Origin of the sequence: Streptomyces endocoffeicus (genome assembly GCF_016741935.1) — a bacterium.
GTDB classification, from domain to species: domain Bacteria; phylum Actinomycetota; class Actinomycetes; order Streptomycetales; family Streptomycetaceae; genus Streptomyces; species Streptomyces endocoffeicus.
This window is the reverse complement of the sequence record NZ_JAERRG010000010.1, coordinates 193503-218740: the sequence shown is the minus strand read 5'-3', so window position 1 is coordinate 218740 and position 25238 is coordinate 193503. Positions and strand designations below refer to the sequence as shown.

Annotated in this window: 26 protein-coding genes; 8 read left to right on the top strand and 18 right to left on the bottom strand. The window is 71.7% G+C overall.

Going from position 1 to position 25238, the window contains the following annotated elements:
- Positions 1-32 precede the first annotated feature (32 nt).
- Positions 33-971, top strand: coding sequence for a DMT family transporter (locus JK364_RS25325; RefSeq protein ID WP_201853527.1), 939 nt, complete (start codon positions 33-35; stop codon positions 969-971).
- On the opposite strand, the gene JK364_RS25320 is transcribed toward JK364_RS25325, so the two are convergent.
- Positions 909-1820 (bottom strand): NAD-dependent epimerase/dehydratase family protein, encoded by a 912-nt coding sequence (locus tag JK364_RS25320; protein WP_201853525.1) that lies wholly within the window; start codon positions 1818-1820, stop codon positions 909-911. The two genes, JK364_RS25325 and JK364_RS25320, sit on opposite strands and share 63 nt — an antisense overlap.
- Positions 1821-1911: 91 nt before the next feature.
- Positions 1912-2751: a YwqG family protein gene (locus JK364_RS25315; RefSeq protein WP_201853523.1), complete on the bottom strand. Its 840-nt coding sequence runs from the start codon at positions 2749-2751 to the stop codon at positions 1912-1914.
- A 143-nt stretch (positions 2752-2894) separates the two neighbouring features.
- Here JK364_RS25315 and JK364_RS25310 point away from each other — a divergent pair, with 143 nt between their 5' ends.
- The 3 genes from JK364_RS25310 (at position 2895) to JK364_RS25300 (ending at position 4870) form a co-directional block, all read left to right on the top strand.
- Entirely contained in the window at positions 2895-4115 is a 1221-nt protein-coding gene (locus JK364_RS25310) for a TerD family protein (RefSeq protein WP_201853688.1), read from the top strand.
- Positions 4116-4184: 69 nt separating this feature from the next.
- Positions 4185-4475, top strand: coding sequence for a hypothetical protein (locus tag JK364_RS25305; protein ID WP_201853521.1), 291 nt, complete (start codon positions 4185-4187; stop codon positions 4473-4475).
- Positions 4457-4870 carry a DNA-binding protein gene (locus tag JK364_RS25300; protein WP_201853519.1) on the top strand — a complete coding sequence of 138 codons (414 nt, stop codon included), beginning with the start codon at positions 4457-4459 and terminating at the stop codon, positions 4868-4870. The genes JK364_RS25305 and JK364_RS25300 overlap by 19 nt, the downstream gene beginning before the upstream one ends.
- 128 nt (positions 4871-4998) lie before the next feature.
- Here JK364_RS25300 and JK364_RS25295 read toward each other — a convergent pair whose 3' ends face one another.
- From JK364_RS25295 to JK364_RS25285, 3 genes are all read right to left on the bottom strand, one after another.
- On the bottom strand, positions 4999-6123 hold the full coding sequence (locus JK364_RS25295; protein ID WP_201853517.1) for an LLM class flavin-dependent oxidoreductase: 1125 nt from the start codon (positions 6121-6123) through the stop codon (positions 4999-5001).
- 72 nt (positions 6124-6195) lie between these two features.
- The gene (locus tag JK364_RS25290; protein ID WP_201853515.1) at positions 6196-7644 is read right to left on the bottom strand and encodes an alkaline phosphatase PhoX; all 1449 of its coding nucleotides are present in this window, start codon (positions 7642-7644) and stop codon (positions 6196-6198) included.
- Between the two features lie 154 nt (positions 7645-7798).
- The gene (locus JK364_RS25285; protein ID WP_201853514.1) at positions 7799-9328 is read right to left on the bottom strand and encodes a hypothetical protein; all 1530 of its coding nucleotides are present in this window, start codon (positions 9326-9328) and stop codon (positions 7799-7801) included.
- A 429-nt stretch (positions 9329-9757) separates the two neighbouring features.
- On the opposite strand from JK364_RS25285, the gene JK364_RS25280 reads away from it, so the two are divergent.
- Positions 9758-11584: a DUF8508 domain-containing protein gene (locus JK364_RS25280; RefSeq protein ID WP_201853512.1), complete on the top strand. Its 1827-nt coding sequence runs from the start codon at positions 9758-9760 to the stop codon at positions 11582-11584.
- A 148-nt stretch (positions 11585-11732) separates the two neighbouring features.
- On the opposite strand, the gene dapD is transcribed toward JK364_RS25280, so the two are convergent.
- The 11 genes from dapD to JK364_RS25225 form a co-directional block, all read right to left on the bottom strand.
- Positions 11733-12722 carry a 2,3,4,5-tetrahydropyridine-2,6-dicarboxylate N-succinyltransferase gene (gene dapD / locus JK364_RS25275; protein ID WP_201853509.1) on the bottom strand — a complete coding sequence of 330 codons (990 nt, stop codon included), beginning with the start codon at positions 12720-12722 and terminating at the stop codon, positions 11733-11735.
- A 199-nt stretch (positions 12723-12921) separates the two neighbouring features.
- Positions 12922-13491 (bottom strand): TetR/AcrR family transcriptional regulator, encoded by a 570-nt coding sequence (locus JK364_RS25270; RefSeq protein ID WP_201853503.1) that lies wholly within the window; start codon positions 13489-13491, stop codon positions 12922-12924.
- Entirely contained in the window at positions 13491-13811 is a 321-nt protein-coding gene (locus JK364_RS25265; RefSeq protein WP_138911207.1) for a DMT family transporter, read from the bottom strand. Before JK364_RS25265 ends, JK364_RS25270 begins: the two co-directional genes overlap by 1 nt.
- 145 nt (positions 13812-13956) lie before the next feature.
- Positions 13957-14295 carry a metal-sulfur cluster assembly factor gene (locus JK364_RS25260; protein ID WP_201853501.1) on the bottom strand — a complete coding sequence of 113 codons (339 nt, stop codon included), beginning with the start codon at positions 14293-14295 and terminating at the stop codon, positions 13957-13959.
- Positions 14292-14756, bottom strand: coding sequence for a Fe-S cluster assembly sulfur transfer protein SufU (gene sufU / locus JK364_RS25255; RefSeq protein WP_020872230.1), 465 nt, complete (start codon positions 14754-14756; stop codon positions 14292-14294). The genes JK364_RS25260 and sufU overlap by 4 nt, the downstream gene beginning before the upstream one ends.
- A gap of 11 nt (positions 14757-14767) precedes the next feature.
- Positions 14768-16024, bottom strand: a complete 1257-nt coding sequence (locus JK364_RS25250; RefSeq protein WP_201853499.1) for a cysteine desulfurase — start codon at positions 16022-16024, stop codon at positions 14768-14770.
- On the bottom strand, positions 16021-16785 hold the full coding sequence (sufC, locus tag JK364_RS25245) for a Fe-S cluster assembly ATPase SufC (protein WP_201853497.1): 765 nt from the start codon (positions 16783-16785) through the stop codon (positions 16021-16023). Before sufC ends, JK364_RS25250 begins: the two co-directional genes overlap by 4 nt.
- A gap of 7 nt (positions 16786-16792) precedes the next feature.
- Positions 16793-17116 (bottom strand): non-heme iron oxygenase ferredoxin subunit, encoded by a 324-nt coding sequence (locus JK364_RS25240; protein ID WP_201853495.1) that lies wholly within the window; start codon positions 17114-17116, stop codon positions 16793-16795.
- Positions 17113-18282, bottom strand: a complete 1170-nt coding sequence (sufD, locus tag JK364_RS25235) for a Fe-S cluster assembly protein SufD (protein ID WP_020872226.1) — start codon at positions 18280-18282, stop codon at positions 17113-17115. The genes JK364_RS25240 and sufD overlap by 4 nt, the downstream gene beginning before the upstream one ends.
- 92 nt (positions 18283-18374) lie before the next feature.
- Entirely contained in the window at positions 18375-19796 is a 1422-nt protein-coding gene (sufB, locus tag JK364_RS25230) for a Fe-S cluster assembly protein SufB (protein ID WP_201853494.1), read from the bottom strand.
- Positions 19793-20593: a helix-turn-helix transcriptional regulator gene (locus tag JK364_RS25225; RefSeq protein ID WP_201853493.1), complete on the bottom strand. Its 801-nt coding sequence runs from the start codon at positions 20591-20593 to the stop codon at positions 19793-19795. Before JK364_RS25225 ends, sufB begins: the two co-directional genes overlap by 4 nt.
- Positions 20594-20788: 195 nt before the next feature.
- On the opposite strand from JK364_RS25225, the gene JK364_RS25220 reads away from it, so the two are divergent.
- From JK364_RS25220 to JK364_RS25210, 3 genes are all read left to right on the top strand, one after another.
- A complete protein-coding gene (locus tag JK364_RS25220; protein ID WP_201853490.1) occupies positions 20789-21715 on the top strand; it encodes an ABC transporter ATP-binding protein in 927 nt (308 codons plus the stop codon).
- Positions 21712-22485, top strand: coding sequence for an ABC transporter permease (locus tag JK364_RS25215; protein WP_201853488.1), 774 nt, complete (start codon positions 21712-21714; stop codon positions 22483-22485). Before JK364_RS25220 ends, JK364_RS25215 begins: the two co-directional genes overlap by 4 nt.
- A 128-nt stretch (positions 22486-22613) precedes the next feature.
- Positions 22614-23606: a COX15/CtaA family protein gene (locus JK364_RS25210; protein WP_201853486.1), complete on the top strand. Its 993-nt coding sequence runs from the start codon at positions 22614-22616 to the stop codon at positions 23604-23606.
- On the opposite strand, the gene JK364_RS25205 is transcribed toward JK364_RS25210, so the two are convergent.
- Together JK364_RS25205 and JK364_RS25200 are read right to left on the bottom strand one after the other, a co-directional pair.
- Positions 23576-24712: an amidohydrolase gene (locus tag JK364_RS25205; protein ID WP_230992448.1), complete on the bottom strand. Its 1137-nt coding sequence runs from the start codon at positions 24710-24712 to the stop codon at positions 23576-23578. The two genes, JK364_RS25210 and JK364_RS25205, sit on opposite strands and share 31 nt — an antisense overlap.
- Positions 24713-24798: 86 nt before the next feature.
- Positions 24799-25224 (bottom strand): hypothetical protein, encoded by a 426-nt coding sequence (locus JK364_RS25200; RefSeq protein ID WP_230992447.1) that lies wholly within the window; start codon positions 25222-25224, stop codon positions 24799-24801.
- Between the last annotated feature and the right edge of the window lie 14 nt (positions 25225-25238).

Genomic DNA, 25238 nt, shown 5'->3' with positions numbered 1-25238 from the left:
CCGGAACCCCAACCCAGAACGAGGAACGCCCCATGCCCGTCAGTGCCGCCGTCACCGCCATCGGCCTCGTCGTGATGTGGAGCTCCGGCTTCATCGGTGCCGAGCTCGGCACCCGCGAGGCCGCCGCCGACACCCTGCTGATGTGGCGCTTCCTCGCGGCGGCGGCGGTCCTGGGCGGCGCCTGGGCGCTGCTGAGGCGCCGCAGACCGCGCCCGCGCGCGATCGCCGAGCAGGCGGTGATCGGAGCGCTCTCGCAGGGCGGCTATCTCGGCGGGATCGTCTGGTCGGTCGGGCTCGGCGTGCCGTCCGGCACCTCCGCGCTGATCGCCGCGTTGCAGCCGCTCGCGGCGGGCGCGCTGGCCGGGCGGCTGCTCGGGGAGACGGTCAGCCCGCGCCAGTGGGCGGGGCTGGCCATCGGCCTCGGCGGGGTCGCGCTCGTCGTCCAGGGCGATCTGTCGGCGGGCCCGGCCACCGCCCCGGCCTGGGCGTACGGGCTGCCCTTCGCCGCCATGGCGGCGCTGCTGGCCGCGAGCTTCCTCGAACGTAAGGTGCGGGCGCCGCTCGACCCCGTGGACGCCATACCACTGCACTGCCTGGTCAGCGCCGTCCTGTTCACCGGGGTCGCCGTGGCCGGGGGCCATGCCGCGCCCCCGGCGGGCGGGGGCTTCTGGGGCGCGGTGGTCTGGACGGTGCTGCTCTCCACGGTCGGCGGCTACGGCTTCTACTGGCTGAGCCTGCGCCGCAACGGCGTCACCGGCACCAGCGCGCTGATCTACCTCACGCCCCCGACCACGCTGGTGTGGGCGTACGCGATGTTCGGGGACGCGCCCGGGTGGACGGCGCTCGCGGGCATGGCGGTGTGCGTGATCGGGGTGACGGCGGCCACCATGCGCCGCCGCCCCGACCGGTCAGCGCAGCTCGCGGAGGATCCAGTCCGTGATCGAGCGGTGTCGCGGGTGCCAGCCGAGTAGCTCGCGGGCGCGGCCCGCCCGTACGCGGCTGTTGGAGCCCAGGGCGTGCCGGGCGAACTGGGGGTCCCAGACGTTGTCCGGCGCGTCGGGGTCCCAGGGGCGGGGGCCGGGCAGGCCGAGGGAGCGGGCGACGGCCTCGGCGATCGCGCCGAACGACTCCTCCCCGTTCTCCACGAAGCAGAAGGTGCCCGGAGGCGCCTTCTCCAGCGCGAGGAGGTACAGGTCGGCGACGTCGTCGACATGGACGGTGGACCAGATGTTGCGGCCGGGGCCGACCTGGCGGACGACTCCCCCGGCGCGGGCCTGCCGGACCAGTGCGGCGATCAGGACGCTGTCCCGGCCCAGGCCCCGGCCGTGCCCGTAGATCAGGCTGTCGCAGAGCACCGCCGACCGTACGCCCCGCTCGGCCGCGCTCAGGACCAGGCGGTCGATCGCGACCCGGGCCGCGCGGATGGGGTGATCGGGCTCCCAGGCCGAACCCGGGTCGAGGAGGTCCTCGCCGTGGACCGCCTCCGACGCCTCGCCCTCGGTGCCGGTGCCGACCGTGCTGGAGCCGCTGGTGTGGATCAGCGGCTTGCCCGATCCGGCGAGGGCGGCGATGAGCGTCTCCACGGCCGCGCGGTGGTCGCTGTCGGCCGCGTTGACCACGGCGTCGGCGCCGCGGGCGCGCTCGGCGAGAAGGTCCGCGTCGTCGAGCGAACCCACCACGGGTTCGATGCCCAGCCGGGTGAGTTGTCCGGCCTTGGCCGGATCACGGGTCAGACCACTGATGTGATGGCCTGCCTGGCGGAGGCGGACGGCGACGGTGCCGCCGATGTAGCCGCTCGCGCCGGTAAGGAAGACATGCATGGGAGAGGTGCCTCTCTGACGGGGGTCAGAGCGCAGAATCGACCTGGGCGCGAGGAACCCCCAACGGGGTTTGCCGCGACGGCAAATTCCGTCAGCAGCACTGCCAGGTGAACAGGGCCTTCTCGAAGCGGCCCGCGGCGAGGTCGTCGGGGCGGATCAGCCAGTACAGCGCGCCGCCGTCGCCCCACATCATGTCCGCGTCCTCGTCGGAGTCGAACTGCGCGAGCAGCACCCAGCGCCCCGCCTCCTCCTCGAGCCGTGGGTCCTCCCAGGACACGTCCCGCCCGCCCAGCGCGCCATGGGCCACCACGATCTCCACCGCGCCCTGCACGGACTGGGCATGGCCGCCGATCTGATGGGCGACACCGCTCTGGTGGCCCCATATCGCCCTCGTGAACGCGTCCGGGAACGCGTCCTCGCCGAACGCCGCGGTCAGCGCGGGCAGATCGAAGTCGGGGGCGCTCGGGCTCGTGTGGGCGGTCAGCTCCACCTCGGGGTACGGGGTGAGACCGGCCGGTGCGGGCCGTTCGGGCGCGTCGGCGGGCGCGGGCGGGAGGTGGAGCACCCGGGCGCCGGCCCAGGTGTCCGGGTCGGCGGTGTCGACCACCGCGTCATAGTCCTCGTCGTCGCCGTAGTAGAAGAAGGCCAGGCGGCCGTCGGCGGGCAGCGGTATGTCCAGCTCCGCCCGGGGCAGCGCGGCGCAGTCCACCTCCGCCACGAACGCCAGCGGGCCGTGCCCCTCCCACTCCGGCCAGTCCATGCCCTCGGGCAGCCGGGGCAGTCCGCCGAGCCGGCCGACGACCGGATCACCGGCCGCCCCGGCCCGGCGGAGGTGGGCGGCCGGGCGCAGCAGCCCGGTCCAGCGGTCGGCGAGGTCGGCGGGCAGATGGGCGCGGGCCAGGGTGGGCAGCGCGTCGGGCTCGGTCGTCATGCGGACCATGATGGCGGCGGCCACCGACAGCCGACCCGTGCCCCGCCCCGGGCCGACCGCACCGGGGCAGGGCCTGGCAGAAGTCACTCCGCAGGTCAAGGAACCGTAAAGCGGGGACGTTCGTTACCCCGGGCATGACCGCTATGACACCCGGCTCGAACCTCCCCCTCTCCGTCGCGCGCGTGGCGGTTGACGTCACCGCCCCGGTGCGGCTCGACGTATCGGGCCTGCTGCTCACCGCCAACGGCAAAGTGCGTTCCGACGACGACTTCGTCTTCTACAACCAGCCCACCGGGCCCGGCGTGACCCACCGCGCCGGTGCGGCGGGCGCGGGCGACACCATCACGGTGGACACCGCCGCCGTCCCCGCCGACATCGAGAAGATCGTGGTGACCGCGAGCCTGGACGCGCCCGGGGCGACGTTCTCGGGCACCGAGCCGACCGCCACCGTGCGCGGCGCCGACGACGGCGCGGTGATCGCCACGTTCACCCCGCCGCGGCTGGGCAACGAGACCGCGCTGGTGACCGTGGAGGTGTACCGGCGCAATGGGGCGTGGAAGGTGCGCGCGGTCGGGCAGGGGTATGCCAACGGTCTCGCGGGCATCGCCACCGACTTCGGCGTGACGGTCGAGGAGCCCGCCGCCCCGGCCGCCCCCACCGCCCCCGCCACTCAGACGCCGCCCCCGCCGAGCGGCCCGCCCGCCGGTTTCCAGCCCCCGCCGCCCATGCCGTCCGCTCCCCCGGCCGCGGCGCCCGCCGCAGCGGCGGCCCCGGCCCCGGCCACCGGGAAGATCAACCTGGACAAGGGCCGGGTCAGCCTCCAGAAGAACCAGACGGTGTCCCTGGTCAAGGGCGGCCGCCCGGTGCTCAGCTCGGTGCGGATGGGCCTGGGCTGGGAGCCCGCCTTCCGCGGCAAGGACATCGACCTGGACGCGTCCGTGATCGCCTTCGGCGTCGACCGCAAGAAGATCGACGCCTGCTTCTTCGGCAAGCTGGCCATCCTCAACGGCGCCATCCAGCACTCCGGCGACAACCTCACCGGTGAGGGCGGAGGCGACGACGAGTCCATCACCGTCCACCTCGGCGGCCTCCCGTCCGAGGTCACCGGCCTGGTCTTCACGGTCAACTCCTTCTCCGGCCAGAAGTTCACCGATGTGGCCAAGGCGTACTGCCGCCTCCTCGACGCCCAGAGCGGCGAGGAGCTGGTCCGCTTCGACCTCACCCACGCCGAGCCGCGCACGGGCGTGATGATGGCGAAGATGATCAAGCAGTTCTCGGGTGAGTGGGAGATGACCGCGATGGGCGAGTACGTGGACTCGCGCACCGTCCGAGGCATGGCCAAGCCCGCCGGCAAGGCCCTGTGAGCCAACCCGCCCGCCGCTTGTCAGGTGATTCCGGATACGGATTATGAAACCGATTGCTAAACTGGCCGCATGACTGAGGACTCAGTGGAGCCGGGGATCGGTGAGGGTCCCGCGAAGGCACTCAGCGTGTCCCTCCCGGAGGGCACGGTGCGGGCGTTGCGGGACCGGGCGGGCAATCGCGGCGTCTCCGCCCTTGTCGCCGCGGCCATCGAGGAGCACCTGCGGAACCAGGCCACTCGCGAGAATCTCGCCGAGTTCGAGAAGGAGCACGGGGCCTTCACGACCGAGGAGCGCCAAGCGGCCGCGGACGTCTGGTCCGCGGCCGAAGGCCGGGAGTCCCGGTGGCGCGAGGCCGGCTGACCGGGGGCGGCAGCCTGGTGCTGGACAGCCAAGGATTGTCGCTCTGCCTCGAAGAGGACCGGGCCGTGATGAACATGGTGCGGTCCGCGCTGGACCGCGGCGCCGACCGCGTGGTCAGCGGAGCCACGCTCATCGAAGCCCAGCACAACGGCATCAAACGCGCCCGCTGGAACTACGTGCTGTCGCAATTGCGCGTCGAACCGCTCAGCGTCGACTGGTCCAAGGAAGCCGCGCTGCTCCTGGGGGACACCGGTCTGCACGGCCACAAATACGCCATCGACGCCATGGTGGCCGTCACGGCGCTCCACCAACCGGGCCCTGTGGTCATGCTGACCTCGGACACGGACGACATGGCCAAGCTGTGTGGGGAGAGGATCACGCTTGTCGCCGTCTGACGTGAGGCCATACGAATCAACGGGCGCCGATTGCCACCAGGCCGCGCGGCGGCAGATCGAGCGGGACCGTCTTGCCGAGCTGACCGCCGAGTACGAGGCCCGTCATGGGGCACTGAGCCGAGCGGCGGTCAGCGCGGCGCGGGCGCTTCCGCGCCACTGCGGTTGCCGGCCCCCTGCCCACTGCTCGGCATGCGCGAACCCGGTGACGTAGCGGCCGACACGGAACCGGAACCCGGGCCGGAGTCGCCCGACAGCCCCGCCAGGCGGGCCAGGCGGCGGTAGGAGTCCAGAAGGGCCTCGCGGTCGTAGGTGCTCGTCGTGACCAGCACCTCGTCGGCGTCGCTGCGCTCGATCAGTTCGTCGAGCGCGGCGGCGACCTCGTCCTCCGTGCCGTACAGCTGGCCGCGCAGGCCGCGCTCGTAGAAGCCGCGCTCCTTCTCGGTCATCTCCCGGGCCTCGATCTCCGCGGCCGGGGCCAGCGGCGGGAAGACGCCGTGGGTGCGGGAGTGGGCCATCGCCCATGCCTCGGGGAGCAGCAGCCGGCGGGCCTCCTCCGTGGTGTCGGCGACCGCGACATTGCCCGAGACGACGACGTACGGGGCGGAGGACCACGCCGAGGGGCGGAAGCCCGTGCGGTAGCGGTCGATCGCGCGCAGCATCTCGTCCCGGCCCCGCAGATCGCCGATCACCAGGGACAGTCCGGCCCGCGCCGCCAGATCCGCGCCGGCGCCGGTGGCCAGGACGAAGACGGGCAGCCGCAGCCCCTCCGCCGGGTGGGCGTGGACCTGGGGGTGGGCGTCCTGCTCGCCGGTGAACCAGCCGAGCAGCTCGTCCAGTTGGTCGCCGAAGTCCCGCGCGGCGTCCTTCTCGGCGCCCAGGGCGCGGCGGATGCCGTCGGTGAAGCCGACGGAGCGGCCCAGGCCCATGTCGATCCGGCCCGGGAAGAGGGATTCGAGCACCCCGAACTGCTCCGCCACGACCAGCGGGCGGTGGTTCGGCAGCATCACACCGCCCGTGCCCACGCGGATGCGGACCGTCGCCGCCGCGACGGCGGACGCCAGCACCGTGGGCGCCGAACCGGCCACGCCGGGCACGCTGTGGTGCTCGGAGACCCAGAAGCGGTGGTAGCCGAGCGCCTCGGCCTGCTGGGCGAACCGTACGGTGTCGCGCAGCGCCTGCGACCGCTCCCGCCCCTGGCGGGTGCGGGAGCGGTCCAGGATGGAGAAGGGGGTGGTGCGCAGGCGTGAGGTCACGCTCACGTCAACGCGTGCCCCGGCCGGGACGATTCCCCCCGGCCCGTCGGCGTCAGCCCCCGGCCCTTGGCCTCAGCGCTGGCGGCGCCAGGGGCCGGTGATCGCGAGCATGATGCCCGGCACCTGGATGTTGGCGTACAGCGTCGAGCCGTCGGGCGAGAAGACCACACCGGTGAACTCGCTGAACTCCGGCTCCTCCGCGCTGCCGATGTTCAGGTCGTTGCGCGCGATCGGGTACGTCCGGCCGTCCTCGGTGGCGCCGAAGAGGTGCTGGATGCCCTCGCCGTCCTCGGCGATGACCAGACCGCCGTACGGCGAGACGGTGATGTTGTCCGGGCCGTCGAAGGCGCCGTCCTTCGACGGGTCGGGGTTGACGCCCAGCAGCACCTTGAGGGTGAGGGTGCGGCGCTTGGGGTCGTAGAACCAGACCTGGCCGTCGTGCTGGACCGGGCTCTCCGCACGGGCGAACGAGGAGACGATGTACGCGCCACCGTCCGCCCACCACATGCCCTCCAGCTTGCGGGCCCGGGTGATCTCGCCGTCCTTGAACTGCTTGCGCACCGACACCGACTTGGCGTCGCGGTCCGGCACCGGCTCCCAGTCCACGCCGTAGACCGTGCCGGTCTTGGTGGCGCGGGACAGGTCGTCCACGAAGTTGCCGCCCGAGTCGTAGCACTTGGGCGCCTGGAGCACGCCCGCGTCGTCCTTGAGCGTGCCGAGCTTGCCGCGGCCGTGCTCGAAGCCGTGCGGCGGGACCCAGCGGTAGAGGAGGCCGTTCGGTCCGGAGGCGTCCTCGGTGAGGTAGAGGTGGCCGCGCTTGGGGTCCACGACGACGGCCTCGTGCGCGTACCGGCCCAGGGCCTTGATCGGCTTCGGGTCGCGGTTGGCCTCGCGGTCGTGCGGGTCGACCTCGAAGACGTAGCCGTGGTCCTTGGTCATGCCGTTCTGGCCGGCCTTGTCCTCGGTCTCCTCGCAGGTCAGCCAGGTGCCCCAGGGGGTGCGGCCACCGGCGCAGTTGGTGGCGGTGCCCGCGATGCCGACCCACTCGGTGACGTGGTCGCCGTGCTTGGCGACCTCGACGACGGTGCAGCCACCGGAGGCCGCCGGGTCGTAGACCAGGCCCTCGGTCAGCGGGACCGGGTGCGGCCACTTGCTGCGGGGACCGGCCAGCTCATGGTTGTTGACCAGCAGCGTCGCACCGCGCGAGCCCTCGAAGGTGGCGGTGCCGTCGTGGTTGGACGGGGTGGACTCGCCGGACTCCAGCTTCGTCTCACCGGTACGGGTGATGATCTTGTAGCGGAAGCCCTTGGGGAGGGCCAGGATGCCCTTGGGGTCCGCGATGAGCGGACCGTAGCCGAGCGACGAGCCGCCGTGGCCCTCGACCCCCGCGACGCCCTCCTCGGTCGCCTCGGCGGCGAGCGCGCCGGGTGCGGTGGCGAGCACCCCCGCGCTTCCGACCAGGGCGAACCCGGCCCCGGTGTACGCGGAACGCCTCGCGAAGTCTCTTCGGCTGAGCGGCATGTCTTCTCCCGAGCGCAGGATGGTGTCCTCCGGACTGCGGCCATACGTTTCCGTCCCCGGCCGAACATCAGTTGAACGGCGCGCGACATCAACGGACGAATGGCCGCCGATCCCTTATACGGCGAGCAACGCCCGCGGGTGTTCCGCGGCGGGGTTACGCCCTTGAGCGGGCCTTGAAGGCGGCCTTGCGGGCCTCCTTCGCGGCCTTCTTGTCGGGGTGCAGCCGCCCCATCGCCTCCAGCACATCCGCCGTCGCCGGGTGATCCACCCGCCACGCCGAGTCGAAGAAGCTCCCCGACTGGTCGACCAGGCCCCGCACCAGATCACGGAGCTCGGCCGAATCACCCTCCGAGGCGAGCTGCGCCGCAAGCGTGTCCACGGTGAGCCAGAAGACCATCTCCTCCGACGGCTCCGGGACCCCCGCCACCCCGTGCTCGGCCAGCCAGACCCGGGCCAGCCCGCCCAGGTGACGGTCGTCGAGCACCTCGCGCAGGGCGGGCTCGGCCTCGGTCCCGGTCAGCGAGAGCGTCTGCTGGCAGGTGAGGCGGCGCAGCGGCGCGTCCTCGTCGTCGCCGCGGGCGGCAGCCAGCAGCTCGCGGGCGGCCTCCTCGGGCGTGCGGCGGGCCAGCCACTGCTCGGCCTCGGCCCGCGCGGCGGGCTCGGGGTGGCCGGGGAGGGCGTCCAGCAGGATGTCGGCGCCCCTGTCGGCCAGGTCGCCGACGGCCGGGGCGTCGATGCCCGCCTCGAGCATCCGGGCCCGTACGGCGTAGACGCCGAGCGGGGTGAGCCGCACCATGCCGTAGCGCGAGACGTCCTCGTCCTCGAGCTCCTGGGCCGTCTCGGGCTCCTGGATCCGGCCCTCGCCGTCGACCTCCTGGATCAGCGCCTCGTCCACCGGCTGGTAGTCGACGAGGCCGGTCGGGGCCAGCAGCCGGAACTGGTCGTCCAGCCGCACCATCGCCTCGGAGACCTCTTCGAGGATGTCGTCGGTGGGCTCGTCCATGTCCTCGGGGACGATCATGGAGGCGGCGAGCGCGGGCAGCGGTACGGGGGCCGTGGCGGCCTCCTCGTCCAGGGCGGTCAGCAGATAGAGGTTGCCCAGCACCCCGTCGAGGAGCTCGGCCTCCTCCTCCGGGTTCCAGTCGAGCGCGTCGAGGTCGAGCTCACCGCTCTCGCCGATCTGGGCGGCGATGTCGCTCAGGTCGGGGGCGGCGGCGTCCGCCAGCACCGTCTCGAAACCGTCGAGCCAGATCTCCAGGACATCGCGGGGGCCGCCCTCGGTGATCAGCCGCAGCTCCTCGCCGCTGGTCGCGACGGCGGGGAACTCGTCCTCGGCCGTCGCCGCACCGTCCGCCCGGTCGCCGTCAGTCTCGCCGTCGCCGTCACTGTCGCCGTCGGCCCCCGACGGTTCCTCGATCTCGACCAGCCCGGTGTCCACCGCCAGCTGCCACGCCTGCGCCGCGTACAGCGGCCCGTCCTCGTCCCCCGCGAGCTCCAGCAGCTCGGTCGCCTCCCGCAGCTCGCCCTCCGGCAGCGCCCCGCCCGACGCCACCGGCTTCCCCCGCTCGGCCCAGCGGGCGAGCCGGACCGCGCGGGCGAGCAGCGGCGCGGCGAGTGCGTCCCGCGCGAGTTCCGCGTCGGTGCGAAGCCGCACGGGCGGCATGGTGGGGCGCTCTTCTGGCATGGGCGGACGTCACTCCTCGAGGGCACGGAAGTCGCGGGCGCGGAGGTCGCGGGCGCGAATGCGGGGCTATGCGGCTATGCGGCTGTGGGGCCATGGGTCCACGGGACCGCGGAGCCATGGGGGTACGGCGATGCGGGGTGTACCGGCGCGGGTGCGCGGATACGGCCCGGACCCCAGCGTAGACGGAACGGGACGGCACTTTCGTCCCGATGTGGTCTGCGCCCCGTCCCGCGCCCCCTACCGCACCACATCCCGCACCCCCCGCACCACATCCCGCAGCACATCCCGCGGTCCTCGTTCATGTTTCCGTCCCGCTTCCGCCATTCCCGGGCCACTCGTCCTCCCTTGACAACTTCCGTGGCGAGGAAAGAGATTGACGCGCGTAGAGGCGTATTCCTCGCCGTTCACTCCTTTCCGGAGGCCACCACCATGTCCCCTCGCGCCCCGCGCGGCCCCGTCGCCCTCACCGCCGTCGCCGCCTCGGCCCTCGCCGCCGGGCTCCTCGCGGTGCCCTCGTCGGCCTCCGCCGCCGAGGTCCGCATCCATGACATCCAGGGCAGCACCCGAATATCCCCGCTCGCCGGACAGCAGGTGAGCGACGTCCCCGGCACGGTCACGGCGATACGCGCCTTCGGCTCCTCGCGCGGCTTCTGGATCCAGGACACCCGGCCCGACAAGGACGCGGCCACCAGCGAGGCGATCTTCGTCTTCACCGGGTCGACCACGCCCTCGGTCGCCGTGGGCGACTCGGTGCTGGTCTCCGGGACGGTGTCCGAGTACTACCCGGGCGGCAAGGCCGCCGGTGGGCAGTCGCTCACCGAGCTCTCCAAGACGACCTGGACGGTCCAGTCCTCCGGCAACGCGCTGCCCGCCGCCTACCGGCTCAACCCCTCCACGATCCCCGACCGCTACACCCCGGACGCCGGTGGCGACTCCATCGAGGGGCTGACGCTGCGGCCGCGCTCGTACGCGCTGGACCGCTACGAGTCGCTGGAGGGCATGCGGGTCTCGGTCGAGAACGCCCCCGTGGTCGGCGCGACCAACACCTACAAGGAGCTGTGGGTCACCGCCGAGCCCCACCACCAGCGCACCGCGCGCGGCGGCGCCCTCTACGGCTCGTACCGCGATCCGAACGCGGGCCGGGTAAAGGTGGTCTCGCTCCTCCCCTACGCCCAGCACCCCTTCCCGGTGGCGGACGTCGGCGACGCGCTGACCGGCACCACGGCCGGGCCGATGGACTACGACAACTTCGGCGGCTACACGATCGCGGCCACCGCGATGGGCGAACTGGCCGACCACGGCCCGCAGCGGGAGACCACCCGCGAGCAGAAGGCGGACGAACTCTCCATCGCCACCTACAACGTGGAGAACCTCTCCCCCAAGACCGCCCAGTCGAAGTTCGACCGGCTGGCCACCGGTCTGGTGGAGCACCTCGCCTCGCCGGACATCGTCGCCCTGGAGGAGGTCCAGGACGACAACGGCGCGACGAACGACTCGGTGGTCGGCGCCGACGCCACGCTGAAGAAGCTCACCGACGCGATCAAGGCGGCGGGCGGTCCCGCGTACGAGTGGCGGCAGATCAACCCGGTGGACGACCAGGACGGCGGCGAGCCGGGCGGCAACATCCGCGTGGCGTTCCTCTACAACCCCGAGCGGGTCTCCTTCACCGACATCCCCGGCGGCGACTCCACCACCCCCGTGGAGGTCGAGAAGAAGGACGGGAAGGCCACGCTGTCCGCCTCCCCCGGCCGTATCGACCCGGCGAACGGCGTCTGGAAGGCCAGCCGCAAGCCGCTGGTCGGGCAGTTCTCCTTCCGGGGCCGCCCGGTCTTCGTGGTCGCGAACCACTTCAACTCCAAGGGCGGCGACCAGGGCCTGGACAGCCGCTTCCAGCCCCCGGCCCGCTCCTCGGAGACCCAGCGCACCGGGCAGGCCACGGCGGTCAACACCTTCGTCAAGTCGCTGCTGAACGCCGACCCGAAGGCGTCGGTGGTCGTCGCGGGCGACCTCAACGACTACCAGTTCTCGCCCGCGCTGGCCGACCTCACCAAGGGCGGCGTGCTGACGGATCTGGTGACCCGGCTGCCGGAGGGCGAGCGCTACGGCTATGTCTACAACGGCAATTCGCAGGTGCTGGACCACATCCTGACCAGCCCCGCGCTGCGCCGCGCCGACTACGACATCGTGCACATCAACGCCGAGTTCTCGGACCAGTCCAGCGACCACGACCCCCAGGTGGTGCGAGTGCGCCCCTAAGGGGCGCACTCCGAGGGTGCGGGGGCTGCTGCCCCCGCACCTTCCCACTGTTGTGCCCACCCGTTCCGCGGGGCGGAACGGGTGGGCACAACACCCCCCACCGGCCCGCACCCGACAACGAAACCCAAGGGGGCGAACCCCGGCCAACTCAGTTGTGGCTGTGCAGCGCCTCGTTCAGCCCGCCCCAAGAACCAGTGCGGGGCAGCGCCTCAACCGTGCCGGTGATGGAGTTGCGGCGGAAGAGGAGGTTGTTGACACCCGAAAGCTCCAGGGCCTTGGCGATCTTGCCGTCCGGGAGCGTGACGCGGGTCCCCGCCGTCACATACAGCCCCGCCTCGACGATGCAGTCGTCGCCGAGCGAGATGCCCAGGCCCGCCTCGGCACCGAGCAGGCAGCGCTCGCCGATGGTGATCGTCTGCTTGCCGCCGCCGGAGAGCGTGCCCATGATCGAGGCGCCGCCGCCGATGTCGGAGCCGTCGCCGACCACGACGCCCGCGCTGATCCGGCCCTCGACCATGGAGGTGCCGAGCGTTCCGGCGTTGAAGTTGACGAAGCCCTCGTGCATGACCGTGGTCCCGGGGGCGAGGTGGGCGCCGAGCCGGACCCGGTCGGCGTCGCCGATGCGGACACCGGCGGGGACGACGTAGTCGGTCATCCGGGGGAACTTGTCGACACTGGTCACCGACAGCTGCAGCCCCTCGGCGCGGGCGGCGAGCCGGGCCCGCTCCACCTGGTCGGCGGCGACCGGGCCGAGCGAGGTCCAGGCGACGTTGGCCAGCAGGCCGAACTGGCCGTCCAGGCTCAGTCCGTGCGGCTTGACCAGCCGGTGGCTGAGCAGATGCAGCCGCAGATAGGCGTCGTGGGCGTCCCTGGGCTTCTCGTCGAGCGAGGCGATGACCGTGCGGACGGCGACGACCTCGACGCCGCGCCGGGGGTCCGGTCCGACCGCCTTGAGGGCGGTCTCGCCCAGCAGCCGCGTGGTGTGCTCGGCGTCGAGCCGCTCGGTCCCGGCCGGGCCGGGCTCGGCGGTCAGCTCGGGGGCCGGGAACCAGGTGTCCAGGACGGTGCCGTCCTCGGTGAGGGTGGCGAGACCGGCGGCGACGGCGCCGGTGGGGGCGGTGGTGGGTGCATCGGTCATGGTCAGAACGCTAACCGGAGCCGGGCCCGGGAGGCGAACCGGTCTCAGCGAACGGTCCCGGGCGGTCCGCCGTGCGGCCTCGTCGAGCGGGCGGCCCGCGCGGTCTGCGGTCTCATCGAACGGACGGCCCGCGCGATCTACGGTCCGCGGCCTCATCGAACCGACGGCCCGCGCGACCTACGGTCCGCGGTCCGCGGTCTCAGCCGGCCGGCGGCCCACCGTCGCCGTCCCCGCCCATGATCCGCGCCAGCGCCGCGCGGGTGTCCTCCTCGTCGTACGGGCGGTCCGCCAGCAGCACTTGCAGGGTCAGCCCGTCGATCAGGGCCACCACGACGCGCGCCGTGGCCGCGTCGGGCATCAGTCGCGTCAGCATCCGGGCCATCTCGTCCAGGCACTCGGCGGCGAGCGGCCGCAGCCCCTCATGGCGCAGCGCGGCGAAGTACAGCTCGTACTCCAGCTCCAGCCGCGCCCGGTCGCCCGTGAACTGCTCCCCCAGCCACCGGGCCAGCTCGTCCGCGGGCGGTGCGGCCGGGTCGACGCCCTCCACCCAGGCCTCCACCTCCGCCAGCCACTCCGCGTTGATCTGGCGGAGCGCCGCGATCATCAGGTCGTCGAGGGTCGCGAAGTGGTAGGTCGTCGAGCCCAGCGGCACATCGGCCGCGGCGGCCACGGCCCGGTGGCCGAGCCCCGCGATGCCGCGCTCGCGGACCACGGCGGCCGCGGCGTCGATGATCCGCTGCCGCCGCTCGGGGTCGTAGCGGCGGCCCATCAGTGGGCGCCGTTCAGATTGAGCACCACCACTCCGGCGATGACCAGCAGCACGCCCAGCACCTTGGCGGCGGTCATCGCCTCCCCCAGGAAGAGCATGCCGATGGCGGCGATGACGGCGGTCCCGGCCCCGGCCCATATCGCGTAGGCGGTGCTGACGGAGATGGACTTGAGCGTGTGCGCGAGCAGCACGAAGGACACCAGATAGCCCACGCCGGTGGCCAGCGAGGGCCAGAGCCTGCTGAAGCCCTCGCTGTACTTCATCGAGGTGGTCGCCAGGATCTCGGCCAGGATGGCCCCGGAGAGCGTCACATATCCCATGCGTACGAGTGTACACAACGATGCGTACGCCCGTACGCAACGACCCACAACATACGAAGATCCACGACATACGAAGATCCACGACATACGAAACGGCCCCCGCGCCGAAGCGCGGGGGCCGTTTCGACAAGCCCAGGGGAGCCCGTCAGACGTTGAAGCCGAGCGCCCGCAGCTGCTCACGCCCATCGTCGGTGATCTTGTCCGGGCCCCACGGCGGCATCCAGACCCAGTTGATCCGCAGCTCGTTCACGATGCCGTCGGTCGCGGACTTGGCCTGGTCCTCGATGACATCGGTCAGCGGACAGGCCGCCGAGGTGAGCGTCATGTCGATGGTCGCGATGTTGGCGTCATCGATGTGAATGCCGTAGATCAGCCCGAGGTTGACCACGTCGATGCCCAGCTCGGGGTCCACGACGTCGTACAGGGCCTCGCGGACCTCTTCCTCGCTGGCGGGCTTGGTGGTGGTGGTCACGTTGTCACTCATGCGGTCTTCCCTCCGGCGGTCTCGCCCAGTGCCTGCGCCGTGGCATCCTTCCAGGCCATCCAGCTCAGCAGGGCACATTTCACCCGGGCCGGGTACTTGGAGACACCGGCGAACGCGATCGCGTCCTCCAGCACCTCCTCCATGGCGTCGTCCGGCTCGGCCTTGCCCTTGGACTGCATCAGCTCCAGGAAGGTCTCCTGAATTCTGCGGGCCTCGGCCAGCTCCTTGCCCACCAGCAGCTCATTGAGCACCGAGGCGCTGGCCTGGCTGATGGAACAGCCCTGGCCCTCGTAGCTCACGTCCTTGATGGTGTCGCCGTCAAGCCGCACCCGGAGCGTGATCTCGTCGCCGCAGGTGGGATTGACATGGTGTACCTCTGCGTCGCCGTTCCTCAGCCCCCGGCCGTGGGGGTTCTTGTAGTGGTCCAGGATCACGTCCTGGTACATCGAATCCAACTTCACGCGGCACGCCCCTACCCGAAGAAGTTCCGTACGTGCTCCAGGCCCTCCACCAAGGCGTCGACCTCGGCAGGCGTGGAGTACAGATAGAACGACGCTCGGGTGGTCGCCGGAATTCCGTAGCGCAGGCATACGGGGCGGGCGCAGTGGTGACCGACCCGGACCGCGATCCCCTGCTCGTCCAGCACCTGGCCCACATCGTGGGGGTGGATGTCGCCGAGCGTGAAGGAGATCGTGGCACCGCGCTCCTCGGCCGTGGTGGGGCCGATGATGCGCAGGTCCGGCACCTCCAGGAGCCTGCCGACCGCGTAGTGGGTGAGGGCGTGCTCATGGCGGGCGATGTTGTCCATGCCGATCGAGGTGAGGTAGTCCACGGCCGCACCGAGGCCGACGGCCTGGGCGATCGGGGGCGTACCGGCCTCGAACTTGTGCGGCGCCGGGGCGTAGGTGGACGAGTGCATCGAGACGGTCTCGATCATCTCGCCGCCGCCGAGGAACGGAGGCAGGTCCTCCAGCAGCTCCTGGCGGCCCCACAGCACCCCGATACCGGTCGGACCGCACATCTTGTGGCCGGTGAAGGCCACGAAGTCGGCCTGCAGCGCCTGCACGTCCAGCAGCATGTGCGGGGCGGCCTGGGAGGCGTCGATCACCACGAGGGCGCCGACGGCCTGGGCGCGGCGGACGATCGCCTCGACCGGGTTGACCGTGCCGAGGATGTTGGAGACCAGCACGAACGAGACGACCTTGGTCTTCTCGGTGATGATCTGCTCTATCTCCGACAGGTCGAGGCGGCCGTCCTCGGTGAGGCCGAACCACTTCAGCTTCGCGCCGGTGCGCTGCGAGAGCAGCTGCCACGGAACGATGTTGGAGTGGTGCTCCATCTCGGTGATGACGATCTCGGTGTCCTGGTCCACCCGGTAGGGCTCATCGGCCCAGCCGAGCATGTTGGCGACCAGGTTGAGGGACTCCGACGCGTTCTTGGTGAAGATCACCTCGTCGCGGCTGGGAGCGTTGATGAAGGCGGCGACCTTGTCGCGGGCGCCCTCGTACAGCGCCGTGGCCTCCTCGGCGAGCACATGGACGCCCCGGTGCACATTGGCGTTGGAGCGCTCGTAGTAGTCGTTCAGCACGTCCAGCACCTGGCGCGGCTTCTGCGAGGTCGCCGCGTTGTCCAGGTAGACGAGCCGCTGGCCGTCGTGGACGACCCGGTCCAGGATCGGGAAGTCCTTGCGGATCGCCTCGGTGTCGAGGAGGCCCGGCAACTGTGTCACTCGGACGCGCCTCCCTTCACGTACTCCTCGTAGCCCTCTTCCTCCAGCTTGTCGGCGAGCTCGGGACCGCCGGACTCGGCGATCCGGCCCGCCGCGAAGACGTGGACGTGGTCGGGCTTGATGTACCGCAGGATGCGGGTGTAGTGGGTGATCAGCAGGGTGCCCACCTGGCCGGACTCGCGGACCCGGTTGACGCCCTCGGAGACCACCCGCAGCGCGTCCACGTCGAGGCCGGAGTCGGTCTCGTCGAGGATCGCGATGGCCGGCTTCAGCAGCTCCAGCTGGAGGATCTCGTGGCGCTTCTTCTCACCGCCGGAGAAGCCCTCGTTCACATTCCGCTCGGCGAAGGAGGAGTCGATGTGGAGGCGCTCCATGGCCTCCTTGACCTCCTTCACCCAGGTGCGCAGCTTGGGCGCCTCGCCGCGGATCGCGGTCGCGGAGGTACGCAGGAAGTTGGAGACCGAGACGCCGGGGACCTCGACCGGGTACTGCATGGCGAGGAAGACACCGGCGCGGGCGCGCTCGTCGACGGACATCGCGAGCACGTCCTCGCCGTCCAGCGTCACGGTGCCGCCGGTGACCGTGTACTTCGGGTGACCGGCGAGCGAGTAGGCCAGGGTGGACTTGCCGGAGCCGTTGGGGCCCATGATGGCGTGCGTCTCGCCCTGCTTCACGGTCAGGTCGACACCGCGCAGGATCTCGCGGGGTCCGCCCTCGGCGTCGACGGAAACGTGCAGGTCGTGGATCTCAAGCGTGGCCATGGGTGCCTCAGGACTCCTGGGTGACGGAGACGAGCACATCGTCCCCTTCGATCTTTACGGGGTATACGGGGACCGGGCGCGTCGCGGGGAGGCCGGACGGCTTTCCGGTGCGCAGGTCGAAGCTGGAGCCGTGCAGCCAGCACTCGATCTGGCAGTCCTCCACCTCGCCCTCGGACAGCGAGACGTTCGCGTGCGAGCAGATGTCGCTGACCGCGAACACCTCGCCCTCGGTGCGCACCAGAGCGACCGGCACGCCCTCGAGCTCGACCCGCTTGGGGGTGTCTTCCTCGAGTTCGTCCAGCGCGCAGACGCGTACGAAGGTCGGGGTCATCCTACGGACGCCTCCAGCTCGGCCTCGATCTTGGCGATGAGCCGCTCCTCCAGCTCGGGGAGCCCGATCTGCTGGACGAGCTCGGCGAAGAAGCCGCGGACCACCAGTCGGCGGGCCTCGTCGGCCGGGATACCGCGCGCCATCAGGTAGAACAGCTGCTCGTCCTCGAAGCGGCCGGTCGCGCTCGCGTGACCGGCGCCGACGATCTCACCGGTCTCGATCTCCAGGTTCGGCACCGAGTCGACGCGGGCGCCGTCGGTGAGGACCAGGTTGCGGTTGAGCTCGTAGGTGTCGGTGCCCTCCGCGGCGGCCCGGATCAGCACATCGCCGATCCACACCGCGTGCGCCTCGGCGCCCTGCAGCGCGCCCTTGTAGGCCACGTTGCTGCGGCAGTGCGGGGTGTCGTGGTCGATGAAGAGCCGGTGCTCCTGGTGCTGGCCGTTGTCGGTGAAGTACAGGCCGTAGAGCTCGGCCTCACCGCCCGGGGCGCCGTAGACCACCCGCGGGTGGAGCCGCACCAGATCGCCGCCGAAGGTGACGACCACGGACTTGAAGGTGGCGTCCCGGCCGACCAGCGCGGTGTGCTGACCGGCGTGGACCGCGGTGTCGTCCCAGTCCTGGACCGAGACCACGGTGAGCTTGGCGCCGTCGCCGATCAGGTACTCCACATTGGCGGCGACCGTGGCGTCACCGGTGTGGTCGATCACCACGACCGCCTCGGCGAAGGCGCCGATCTCGATCACCTGGTGGCCGAAGGCGGTGCCGCCCTCGCCGTGCACGGCGATCCGCACCGGCTCGGTGAGCACCGTCTCCTTGGGCACCGAGACGACCGACGCCTTCTCGAAGGAGCTGTACGCCTGGGCCGCCACCCGGTCCACCGGCTTGCCGGCCTTCCCCAGGCGCGCGTCGTCACGGCCCACGGTCTCGACCGTGACGCCCGCGGGGGCGGTCACCTCGACCTTGACGCCGCCGTCGGCGACGGCCGTGCCGTCGTGGAGACCGCGCAGCCGCTCCAGGGGGGTGAACCGCCAGTCCTCCTCGCGGCCGTGGGGCACCGGGAAGTCGGCCACGTCGTACGACGCGGGCGCGCTCACCCGGGCATCGGTGGGCTGGCCCACCTGGATGACGCCGTCCGTGGTGGATCCGGCCGGGATGGTTTCAGCCATGGCTGTCGTACTGCTCGCTTTCTGCCTGATGGGCCTGAGTGGGGTGCCCGGGCGGAGGCTTCGGCCCCCGCCGGGCGGGGAGGGGGGTGGCGTCAGCCGACCGCGCCCTCCATCTGCAGCTCGATCAGCCGGTTGAGCTCCAGCGCGTACTCCATGGGCAGCTCGCGCGCGATCGGCTCGACGAAGCCGCGCACGATCATCGCCATGGCCTCGTCCTCGGACAGACCGCGGCTCATCAGGTAGAAGAGCTGGTCGTCGCTGACCTTGGAGACGGTCGCCTCATGGCCCATGGACACGTCGTCCTCGCGGACGTCCACATACGGGTAGGTGTCCGAGCGGGAGATCGTGTCGACGAGCAGGGCGTCGCACAGCACATTGGACTTGGAGCCCTCGGCGCCCTCGCCGATCTCGATCAGACCGCGGTAGGAGGTGCGGCCACCGCCGCGCGCCACCGACTTGGAGACGATGTTCGACGAGGTGCGGGGGGCCATGTGGACCATCTTGGCGCCGGCGTCCTGATGCTGGCCCTCGCCCGCGAAGGCGATGGACAGGGTCTCGCCCTTGGCGTGCTCACCCATCAGGTAGACGGCGGGGTACTTCATGGTCACCTTGGAGCCGATGTTGCCGTCGACCCACTCCATGGTCGCGCCCTCGTAGGCCACGGCGCGCTTGGTGACCAGGTTGTAGACGTTGTTCGACCAGTTCTGGATGGTCGTGTAGCGGCAGCGGGCGCCCTTCTTGACGATGATCTCGACGACCGCGGAGTGCAGCGAGTCCGACTTGTAGATCGGCGCGGTGCAGCCCTCGACGTAGTGGACGTAGGCGTCCTCGTCGACGATGATCAGCGTCCGCTCGAACTGGCCCATGTTCTCGGTGTTGATGCGGAAGTACGCCTGCAGCGGGATCTCCACCTGCACGCCCTTCGGCACGTAGATGAACGAGCCGCCGGACCAGACCGCCGTGTTCAGCGAGGCGAACTTGTTGTCGCCCGCCGGGATCACGGTGCCGAAGTACTCCTTGAAGAGCTCCGGGTGCTCCTTGAGCGCGGTGTCGGTGTCCAGGAAGATGACGCCCTGCTCCTCCAGGTCCTCGCGGATCTGGTGGTAGACGACCTCGGACTCGTACTGGGCCGCGACACCCGCGACGAGGCGCTGCTTCTCGGCCTCCGGGATGCCCAGCTTGTCGTACGTGTTCTTGATGTCCTCGGGCAGCTCCTCCCAGGAGGCGGCCTGCTGCTCGGTGGAGCGGACGAAGTACTTGATGTTGTCGAAGTCGATACCCGACAGATCCGAGCCCCAGGTGGGCATGGGCTTCTTACCGAAGAGCTTCAGGCCCTTCAGACGGAGCTTGAGCATCCACTCCGGCTCGGACTTCTTCGCCGAGATGTCGCGTACGACCTCCTCGGAGAGGCCGCGCTTGGCCGAGGCGCCGGCCACGTCGGAGTCGGCCCAGCCGTACTCGTAGTTGCCCAGACCCTCGAGCTCGGGGTGAGCGGTCTCCGTGGGGAGAGTCATTCGGGGTTCCTCCCGGCCGTGCTGGCAGATGCGGTGGTGGTCCTGGTGGTGCTGGTGTCGGTCTTCTCGACCTCGCCGGTCTTCGGAACGAACGTCGTGCACACCCCGTCGCCATGGGCGATGGTGGCCAGACGCTGCACATGGGTTCCGAGCAGCTGGGAGAAGACCTCGGTCTCCGCCTCACACAGCTGCGGATATCGCTCGGCTGCGTGGGCGACCGGGCAGTGGTGCTGGCAGAGCTGTTCGCCGACCGGCGCGCTGCGCGCCGTAGCAGCGTACCCGTCCGCGGAGAGTGCTCCGGCGAGCGCTTCGGTGCGGCCGCCGGGGGCGGCGGCCTCGACGGCCCCGCGGTACTCCTCCGCCTGGACGGCGAGCCTGGCGCGGGCGAACGCCGCGACCGCGGCACGCCCCGCCTCGCCGCCTCCGGCGCTCTGCTCGATCCAGCGGAGAGCGTCGACGGCGAGCTTGTCGTAGGCCTGGTCGAAGGCGTCGCGACCGCAGTCGGTGAGCGCGAAGACCTTGGCCGGGCGGCCGCGCCCCCGCGCCCCGTACACCCTCTTCTCTCGGGGCTCGACGACGCCGTCGGCGACGAGGGTGTCCAGGTGGCGGCGGACGGCCGCCTGGGTCAGCTCCAGCCGCAGGGCGAGCTCCGCCGCGGTGGAGGGGCCATGGTCGAGGATGGAGCGCGCCACCCGGTTGCGGGTGCCGTGCTGCTCTTCCGGCGCGGACGCGGGCGTGCCGGACCGCGCGGCCGCTTCGGCCGCGCGTTCGTTCGGAGCCTCGCTCGCGTATTTCACAACGCCATTGTTGCGTAATTCTCCCGCGATCCACAAGCGAGGAGTTCGCCGGTTCCGGTGTGGTACATCACTTAGGTCTGCCTAACTCCGAGACCGGGGCTCACCTGCGGCGACGCATCCGGGCCCGATCGTCGTGCGCCGCGGCTTTCGGCCCTGCCGCCCACGGACGGCCCCGGGATTCGTAGACTGCCGGACATGCGAGAAGAGCCCGCGGTCGACATCGTCGGCCTGGTCAAGCGGTACGGCCCGAAGACCGCGGTCGACGGGCTCGATCTGTCCGTCGGCCGGGGCACCGTGACCGCCGTTCTGGGCCCCAACGGAGCCGGTAAGACCACCACCGTCGAGACCTGCGAGGGGTACCGCCGCCCCGACGCCGGGACGGTCCGGATATTCGGACTCGACCCGGTCGCGGACGCCCCGGCGCTGCGCCCCCGGGTCGGGGTGATGCTCCAGTCCGGAGGCGTTTATTCCGGCGCGCGCGCAGAAGAGATGCTGCGCCACACCGCCTCCCTCCACGCGCATCCGGTGGATGTGAATCTGCTGATCGAGCGGCTCGGCCTCGGCTCCTGCGGCCGGACCACCTACCGGCGGCTCTCCGGCGGCCAGCAGCAGCGGCTCGCGCTCGCCATGGCCGTCGTCGGCCGCCCCGAGCTGGTCTTCCTCGACGAGCCGACCGCCGGGCTCGACCCACAGGCCCGCCGCGCCACCTGGGACCTCATCCGCGATCTGCGGGACGACGGGGTCACCGTGATGCTGACGACCCACTACATGGACGAGGCCGAGCAGCTCGCCGACGATGTGGCGATCATCGACGGCGGCAAGGTGATCGCCCGGGGCACCCCGGAGGAGCTGTGCCGGGGCGGCGCCGAGAACACCCTGCGCTTCATCGGCCGCCCCGCGCTCGACCTGGCCTCGCTGCTCAAGGCGCTGCCCGCCGACTCCACGGCCGCCGAGCTGACGTCCGGCTCGTACCGGGTCACCGGCAAGGTCAACCCCCAGATGCTGGCCACCGTCACCTCCTGGTGCGCGCAGAACGGGGTGATGCCGGACCGGATCTCGGTCGAGCGGCACACCCTCGAGGACGTCTTCCTGGAGCTCACCGGTAAGGAGCTGCGAGCGTGACCGCCACGGGCACTTTTCTCCCCAAGCCGGGGGCGGCCCCGCTGCCGCGGATGATCCGGGCGCAGGCCGCGCTGGAGACCCGGATGCTGCTGCGCAACGGCGAGCAGCTGCTGCTGACCGTCGTCATCCCGTCCCTGGTGCTGGTGCTCTTCAGCACCGTCGACATCGTCGACACCGGCTCCGACGGCAGCACCGTGGACTTCCTGGCGCCCGGTGTGCTGGCGCTCGCCGTGCTGTCCACGGCGTTCACCGGACAGGCCATCGCCACCGGCTTCGAGCGGCGCTACGGCGTGCTCAAGCGGCTCGCCGTCTCACCGCTGCCGCGGTGGGGGCTGATGGCCGCCAAGACCTGCGCGGTGCTGGTCACCGAGGTCATGCAGATCGTGCTGCTGACCGCGATCGCGCTGGCGCTCGGCTGGTCGCCGCACGGCGACCCGCTCTCCGTCGCGCTGCTGCTGATCCTCGGCACCGCGGCGTTCTCCGGCCTCGGGCTGCTGATGGCGGGCACCCTGAAGGCCGAGGCGACCCTGGCCGCGGCCAATCTGGTCTTCCTGCTGCTGCTCGTGGCCGGTGGCGTCATCGTGTCGCTGGACAAGTTCCCGGGTGGCGTGCGGAGCGCGCTGGAGCTGCTGCCGATCTCGGCGCTCTCGGGCGGGCTGCGGGACGTCCTCCAGGACGGGGCCGGGATGCCATGGCGGGATCTGGGGATCCTGGCGGTCTGGGCGGTGCTGGGGCTGGGCGCGGCGGCCCGCTTCTTCCGCTGGGAGTAGCCCGGGTGCCTCCGGGAGCAGCGCGAGCTCCGCTGGGAATAGCCCGGGGCGGCCCTTACGGCCTGCGGCTTTACCGGAACACAACCCCCTCGTGAAAAGCTGCACAAGCGGCGGCCTACGATGGGCGGGTGCCGAATTCGCTGAATCCCTTCGAGCTGATCGCCCGGCGCTGGCAGCCCTCCGCGCGCTTCGTGGAGCGAGCCGCGCTGGCCACCGTGGTGATGGCCGTGGTCATCGTGGTGACCGGGGGCGCGGTCCGGCTCACCCAGTCCGGCCTGGGCTGTGACACCTGGCCGAAGTGCACCCCGTCCAGCCTGACGCCCACCGCCGACATGGGCATCAACGGCGTCATCGAGTTCACCAACCGCATGCTGACGTACGTCCTGTGTGTCTTCGTCGGTGTGCTGATCATCGCCGCCCGGGCCCGCACGCCGGTGCGCCGCTCCCTCACCCGGCTGGGCTGGACCCAGTTCTGGATCGTGATGGGCAACGCCGTCGTCGGCGGCATCGTGGTCCTCACCGGGCTCAACCCGTACATCGTCAGCTCGCACTTCCTGCTGTCCTCCGCGCTCCTCACGGTCGCGATGGTGGTCTGGCAGCGGGCTCGCGAGGGTGACGGCGAGCCACGCGACCTGATCGCCCGCCCGGTGCGCCAGCTGACCTGGCTGCTGGTCGGCGCGACCCTCGCGCTGATCCTGATCGGCACGGTGGTCACCGGCGCGGGCCCGCACGCCGGTGACGCCCGTAAGGTGCACCGCATCCCGCTGAACTGGCAGGAGATCACCCAGCTGCATGTGGACTTCGTCTACATCGTGCTGGGCCTCACCGTCGCCCTGTGGTTCACCCTGCGGGCCGTGAAGGCCCCCGCCGCCCAGCGCCGTACGGTCCTGGAACTCCTCGCCGTACTGCTCGCGCAGGGCGTGATCGGGTACGTGCAGTACTTCACCCATCTGCCCGAGGTCGTCGTCGGCATCCACATGCTCGGCTCCTGCCTGGTGTGGATCGCGGTGCTGCGGGTGCTGCTCGCCCAGCGCGAGCGGGCCGCGCTCCCGGCGGCCGCGCCCGCCCCCACCGGCGGCCACGAGACCGTTCAGCCCGAACCGGCCGCGTCCAGCCGGTAGACCCGGCGCGCGGTCCCGGCCGCGACCAGCCCGGCGATCCGCTGGGCCTCGGCCCGGGTGCAGATCCCCTCGCCGACCCACTCCTCCGCCAGCCGGGCCATGGCCCGGCCGAACAGCCGGGACGCGGTCACATACAGCTCCGGCAGCGCCCGCGCGCCCGTCGAGAACAGCAGCTTGCCGAACGGCGCCTCGCCCAGGGTCTCCCCGGGCCGCGGCCCGGCGTCCGCGTAGACATGCGGGAAGGCCGCGGCGAGCTGGGCCGCCCGCCGGTGGTGCGGCCGGTCCGGCAGCAGCACCAGATCGGTGCCGAAGCCCGCCGTGGCCCGCAGGAAGCCGATGAGCGACTGCGGATCGGCACAGTGCAGCTGCACCGGAAGGCCGGTCGCCACGGCGCTCCACAGCAGATGCTGGGCGAGCGCGGGGTCGGGGGCGCGGCCCGGGGCCGGGCGGACGGTGAGCGCGAGCCAGCGGGCGGCGGCGCGCCGCACCTCGCGCGGGTCGGGCGGGATCTCGTCGCAGAAGGCGATCCCCATGGCGAAGGCGGTCGCGTGCTGGGCCGCCGCGTACAGCGCCTCCGCGGTGTTGCCGATGAAGGCGTCGACCGTGCCGGAGGTGTCGGCGACCTGCTCGGCCAGCGGCTCCAGCCGGACCACCTCGAGGACCGTGCCGTCGGCGGCCGCGGCCAGTTCGTCCGGGGTGCTGAGGCCGTCCCGGGCGCCGGACTCCAGCAGGAAGGTGCCGATGCCGGCGCCGCGCAGCAGCAGCCGCGCGGCGCGGTAGGCGCCCAGCTCACGGCGGCGGGCGAGATAGCTGACGGGCGCGCAGTGGGGCTCCATGCCCAGCAGCGGGGGGCACCAGCGGCGCACCGCGAGGCCGGTCCAGCTGTCGAAGAAGGTGGTGCCGGCCGGGGCCGCCCCGGACCCGGCGGCGGCCGCCAGATGGGTTTCGAACGAGCCGACCCCGAGCTCGCCGTCGACCGTGCCGTGGCTGTGCTGGTCGACCAGCGGCGGCAGGGTGATCGGCCCCGCCGCCGGGCCCGGCCCGTCGCGGGGGACCGGACCGGTCGGCGGGCCCACGGTGTCCGGGGAGTCCGTCGCCTCGTGCATCGCCGCCCGCCTCCTCGCCCTCCGGCATCGACGGGCTTAACGGACGGAAGGGGCACGAGGTGTCGCCGGACCCGTTCTCAGGCGTTCTACGAGGCGGCTGCCGGAGGGTTGCCGGGTCCGCCGAGCTGGATGCCCGCCATGCGCGTCCACTCGTACGGACCGGTGCGGACCTTGGCGGCGAGCTCGCCGTCGAAGTCGTCCTTGACGGTCAGCCCGGCGATCTCGGCGGCGCGGCGCGCGCTGTCCTGGGAGGGGGCCACGAGGACGCCCCATTCGCCGTCGGCGCCGACGAGGGCGATCCGGACGGCGCCGCGCCCGATGTGCGCGATCTGCCCCTCGGCGCCGCCGTGGCTCCCGGCGAAGGCCGTGATCTGGCGGGCGAGCCGCTCGGCCCGCTTCTCGTCCTTGGACGGCTTGGGCGGCTTCGGCGGCTTGGCCGGTGCTTCCGGCGCGGAGGGCTGGGCGGCGGACTCGCCGCTCTCGGGTGTCTCCGGCTGAGTGGTGTCTGCCATACAGCCGATGCTAC

Bases quoted from the DNA above. Each gene is read 5' to 3' on its own strand.
- JK364_RS25220 (WP_201853490.1), top strand. From the start codon at position 20,789: ATGCGAGAAGAGCCCGCGGTCGACATCGTCGGCCTGGTCAAGCGGTAC.
- JK364_RS25200 (WP_230992447.1), bottom strand. From the start codon at position 25,224: ATGGCAGACACCACTCAGCCGGAGACACCCGAGAGCGGCGAGTCCGCC.
- sufB (WP_201853494.1), bottom strand. From the start codon at position 19,796: ATGACTCTCCCCACGGAGACCGCTCACCCCGAGCTCGAGGGTCTGGGC.
- JK364_RS25290 (WP_201853515.1), bottom strand. From the start codon at position 7,644: ATGCCGCTCAGCCGAAGAGACTTCGCGAGGCGTTCCGCGTACACCGGG.
- JK364_RS25260 (WP_201853501.1), bottom strand. From the start codon at position 14,295: ATGAGTGACAACGTGACCACCACCACCAAGCCCGCCAGCGAGGAAGAG.
- JK364_RS25265 (WP_138911207.1), bottom strand. From the start codon at position 13,811: ATGGGATATGTGACGCTCTCCGGGGCCATCCTGGCCGAGATCCTGGCG.
- JK364_RS25305 (WP_201853521.1), top strand. From the start codon at position 4,185: ATGACTGAGGACTCAGTGGAGCCGGGGATCGGTGAGGGTCCCGCGAAG.
- JK364_RS25280 (WP_201853512.1), top strand. From the start codon at position 9,758: ATGTCCCCTCGCGCCCCGCGCGGCCCCGTCGCCCTCACCGCCGTCGCC.
- JK364_RS25285 (WP_201853514.1), bottom strand. From the start codon at position 9,328: ATGCCAGAAGAGCGCCCCACCATGCCGCCCGTGCGGCTTCGCACCGAC.
- JK364_RS25320 (WP_201853525.1), bottom strand. From the start codon at position 1,820: ATGCATGTCTTCCTTACCGGCGCGAGCGGCTACATCGGCGGCACCGTC.
- dapD (WP_201853509.1), bottom strand. From the start codon at position 12,722: ATGACCGATGCACCCACCACCGCCCCCACCGGCGCCGTCGCCGCCGGT.
- JK364_RS25205 (WP_230992448.1), bottom strand. From the start codon at position 24,712: ATGCACGAGGCGACGGACTCCCCGGACACCGTGGGCCCGCCGACCGGT.
- JK364_RS25240 (WP_201853495.1), bottom strand. From the start codon at position 17,116: ATGACCCCGACCTTCGTACGCGTCTGCGCGCTGGACGAACTCGAGGAA.
- JK364_RS25325 (WP_201853527.1), top strand. From the start codon at position 33: ATGCCCGTCAGTGCCGCCGTCACCGCCATCGGCCTCGTCGTGATGTGG.
- JK364_RS25270 (WP_201853503.1), bottom strand. From the start codon at position 13,491: ATGGGCCGCCGCTACGACCCCGAGCGGCGGCAGCGGATCATCGACGCC.
- JK364_RS25315 (WP_201853523.1), bottom strand. From the start codon at position 2,751: ATGACGACCGAGCCCGACGCGCTGCCCACCCTGGCCCGCGCCCATCTG.
- JK364_RS25310 (WP_201853688.1), top strand. From the start codon at position 2,895: ATGACACCCGGCTCGAACCTCCCCCTCTCCGTCGCGCGCGTGGCGGTT.
- sufC (WP_201853497.1), bottom strand. From the start codon at position 16,785: ATGGCCACGCTTGAGATCCACGACCTGCACGTTTCCGTCGACGCCGAG.
- sufD (WP_020872226.1), bottom strand. From the start codon at position 18,282: ATGGCTGAAACCATCCCGGCCGGATCCACCACGGACGGCGTCATCCAG.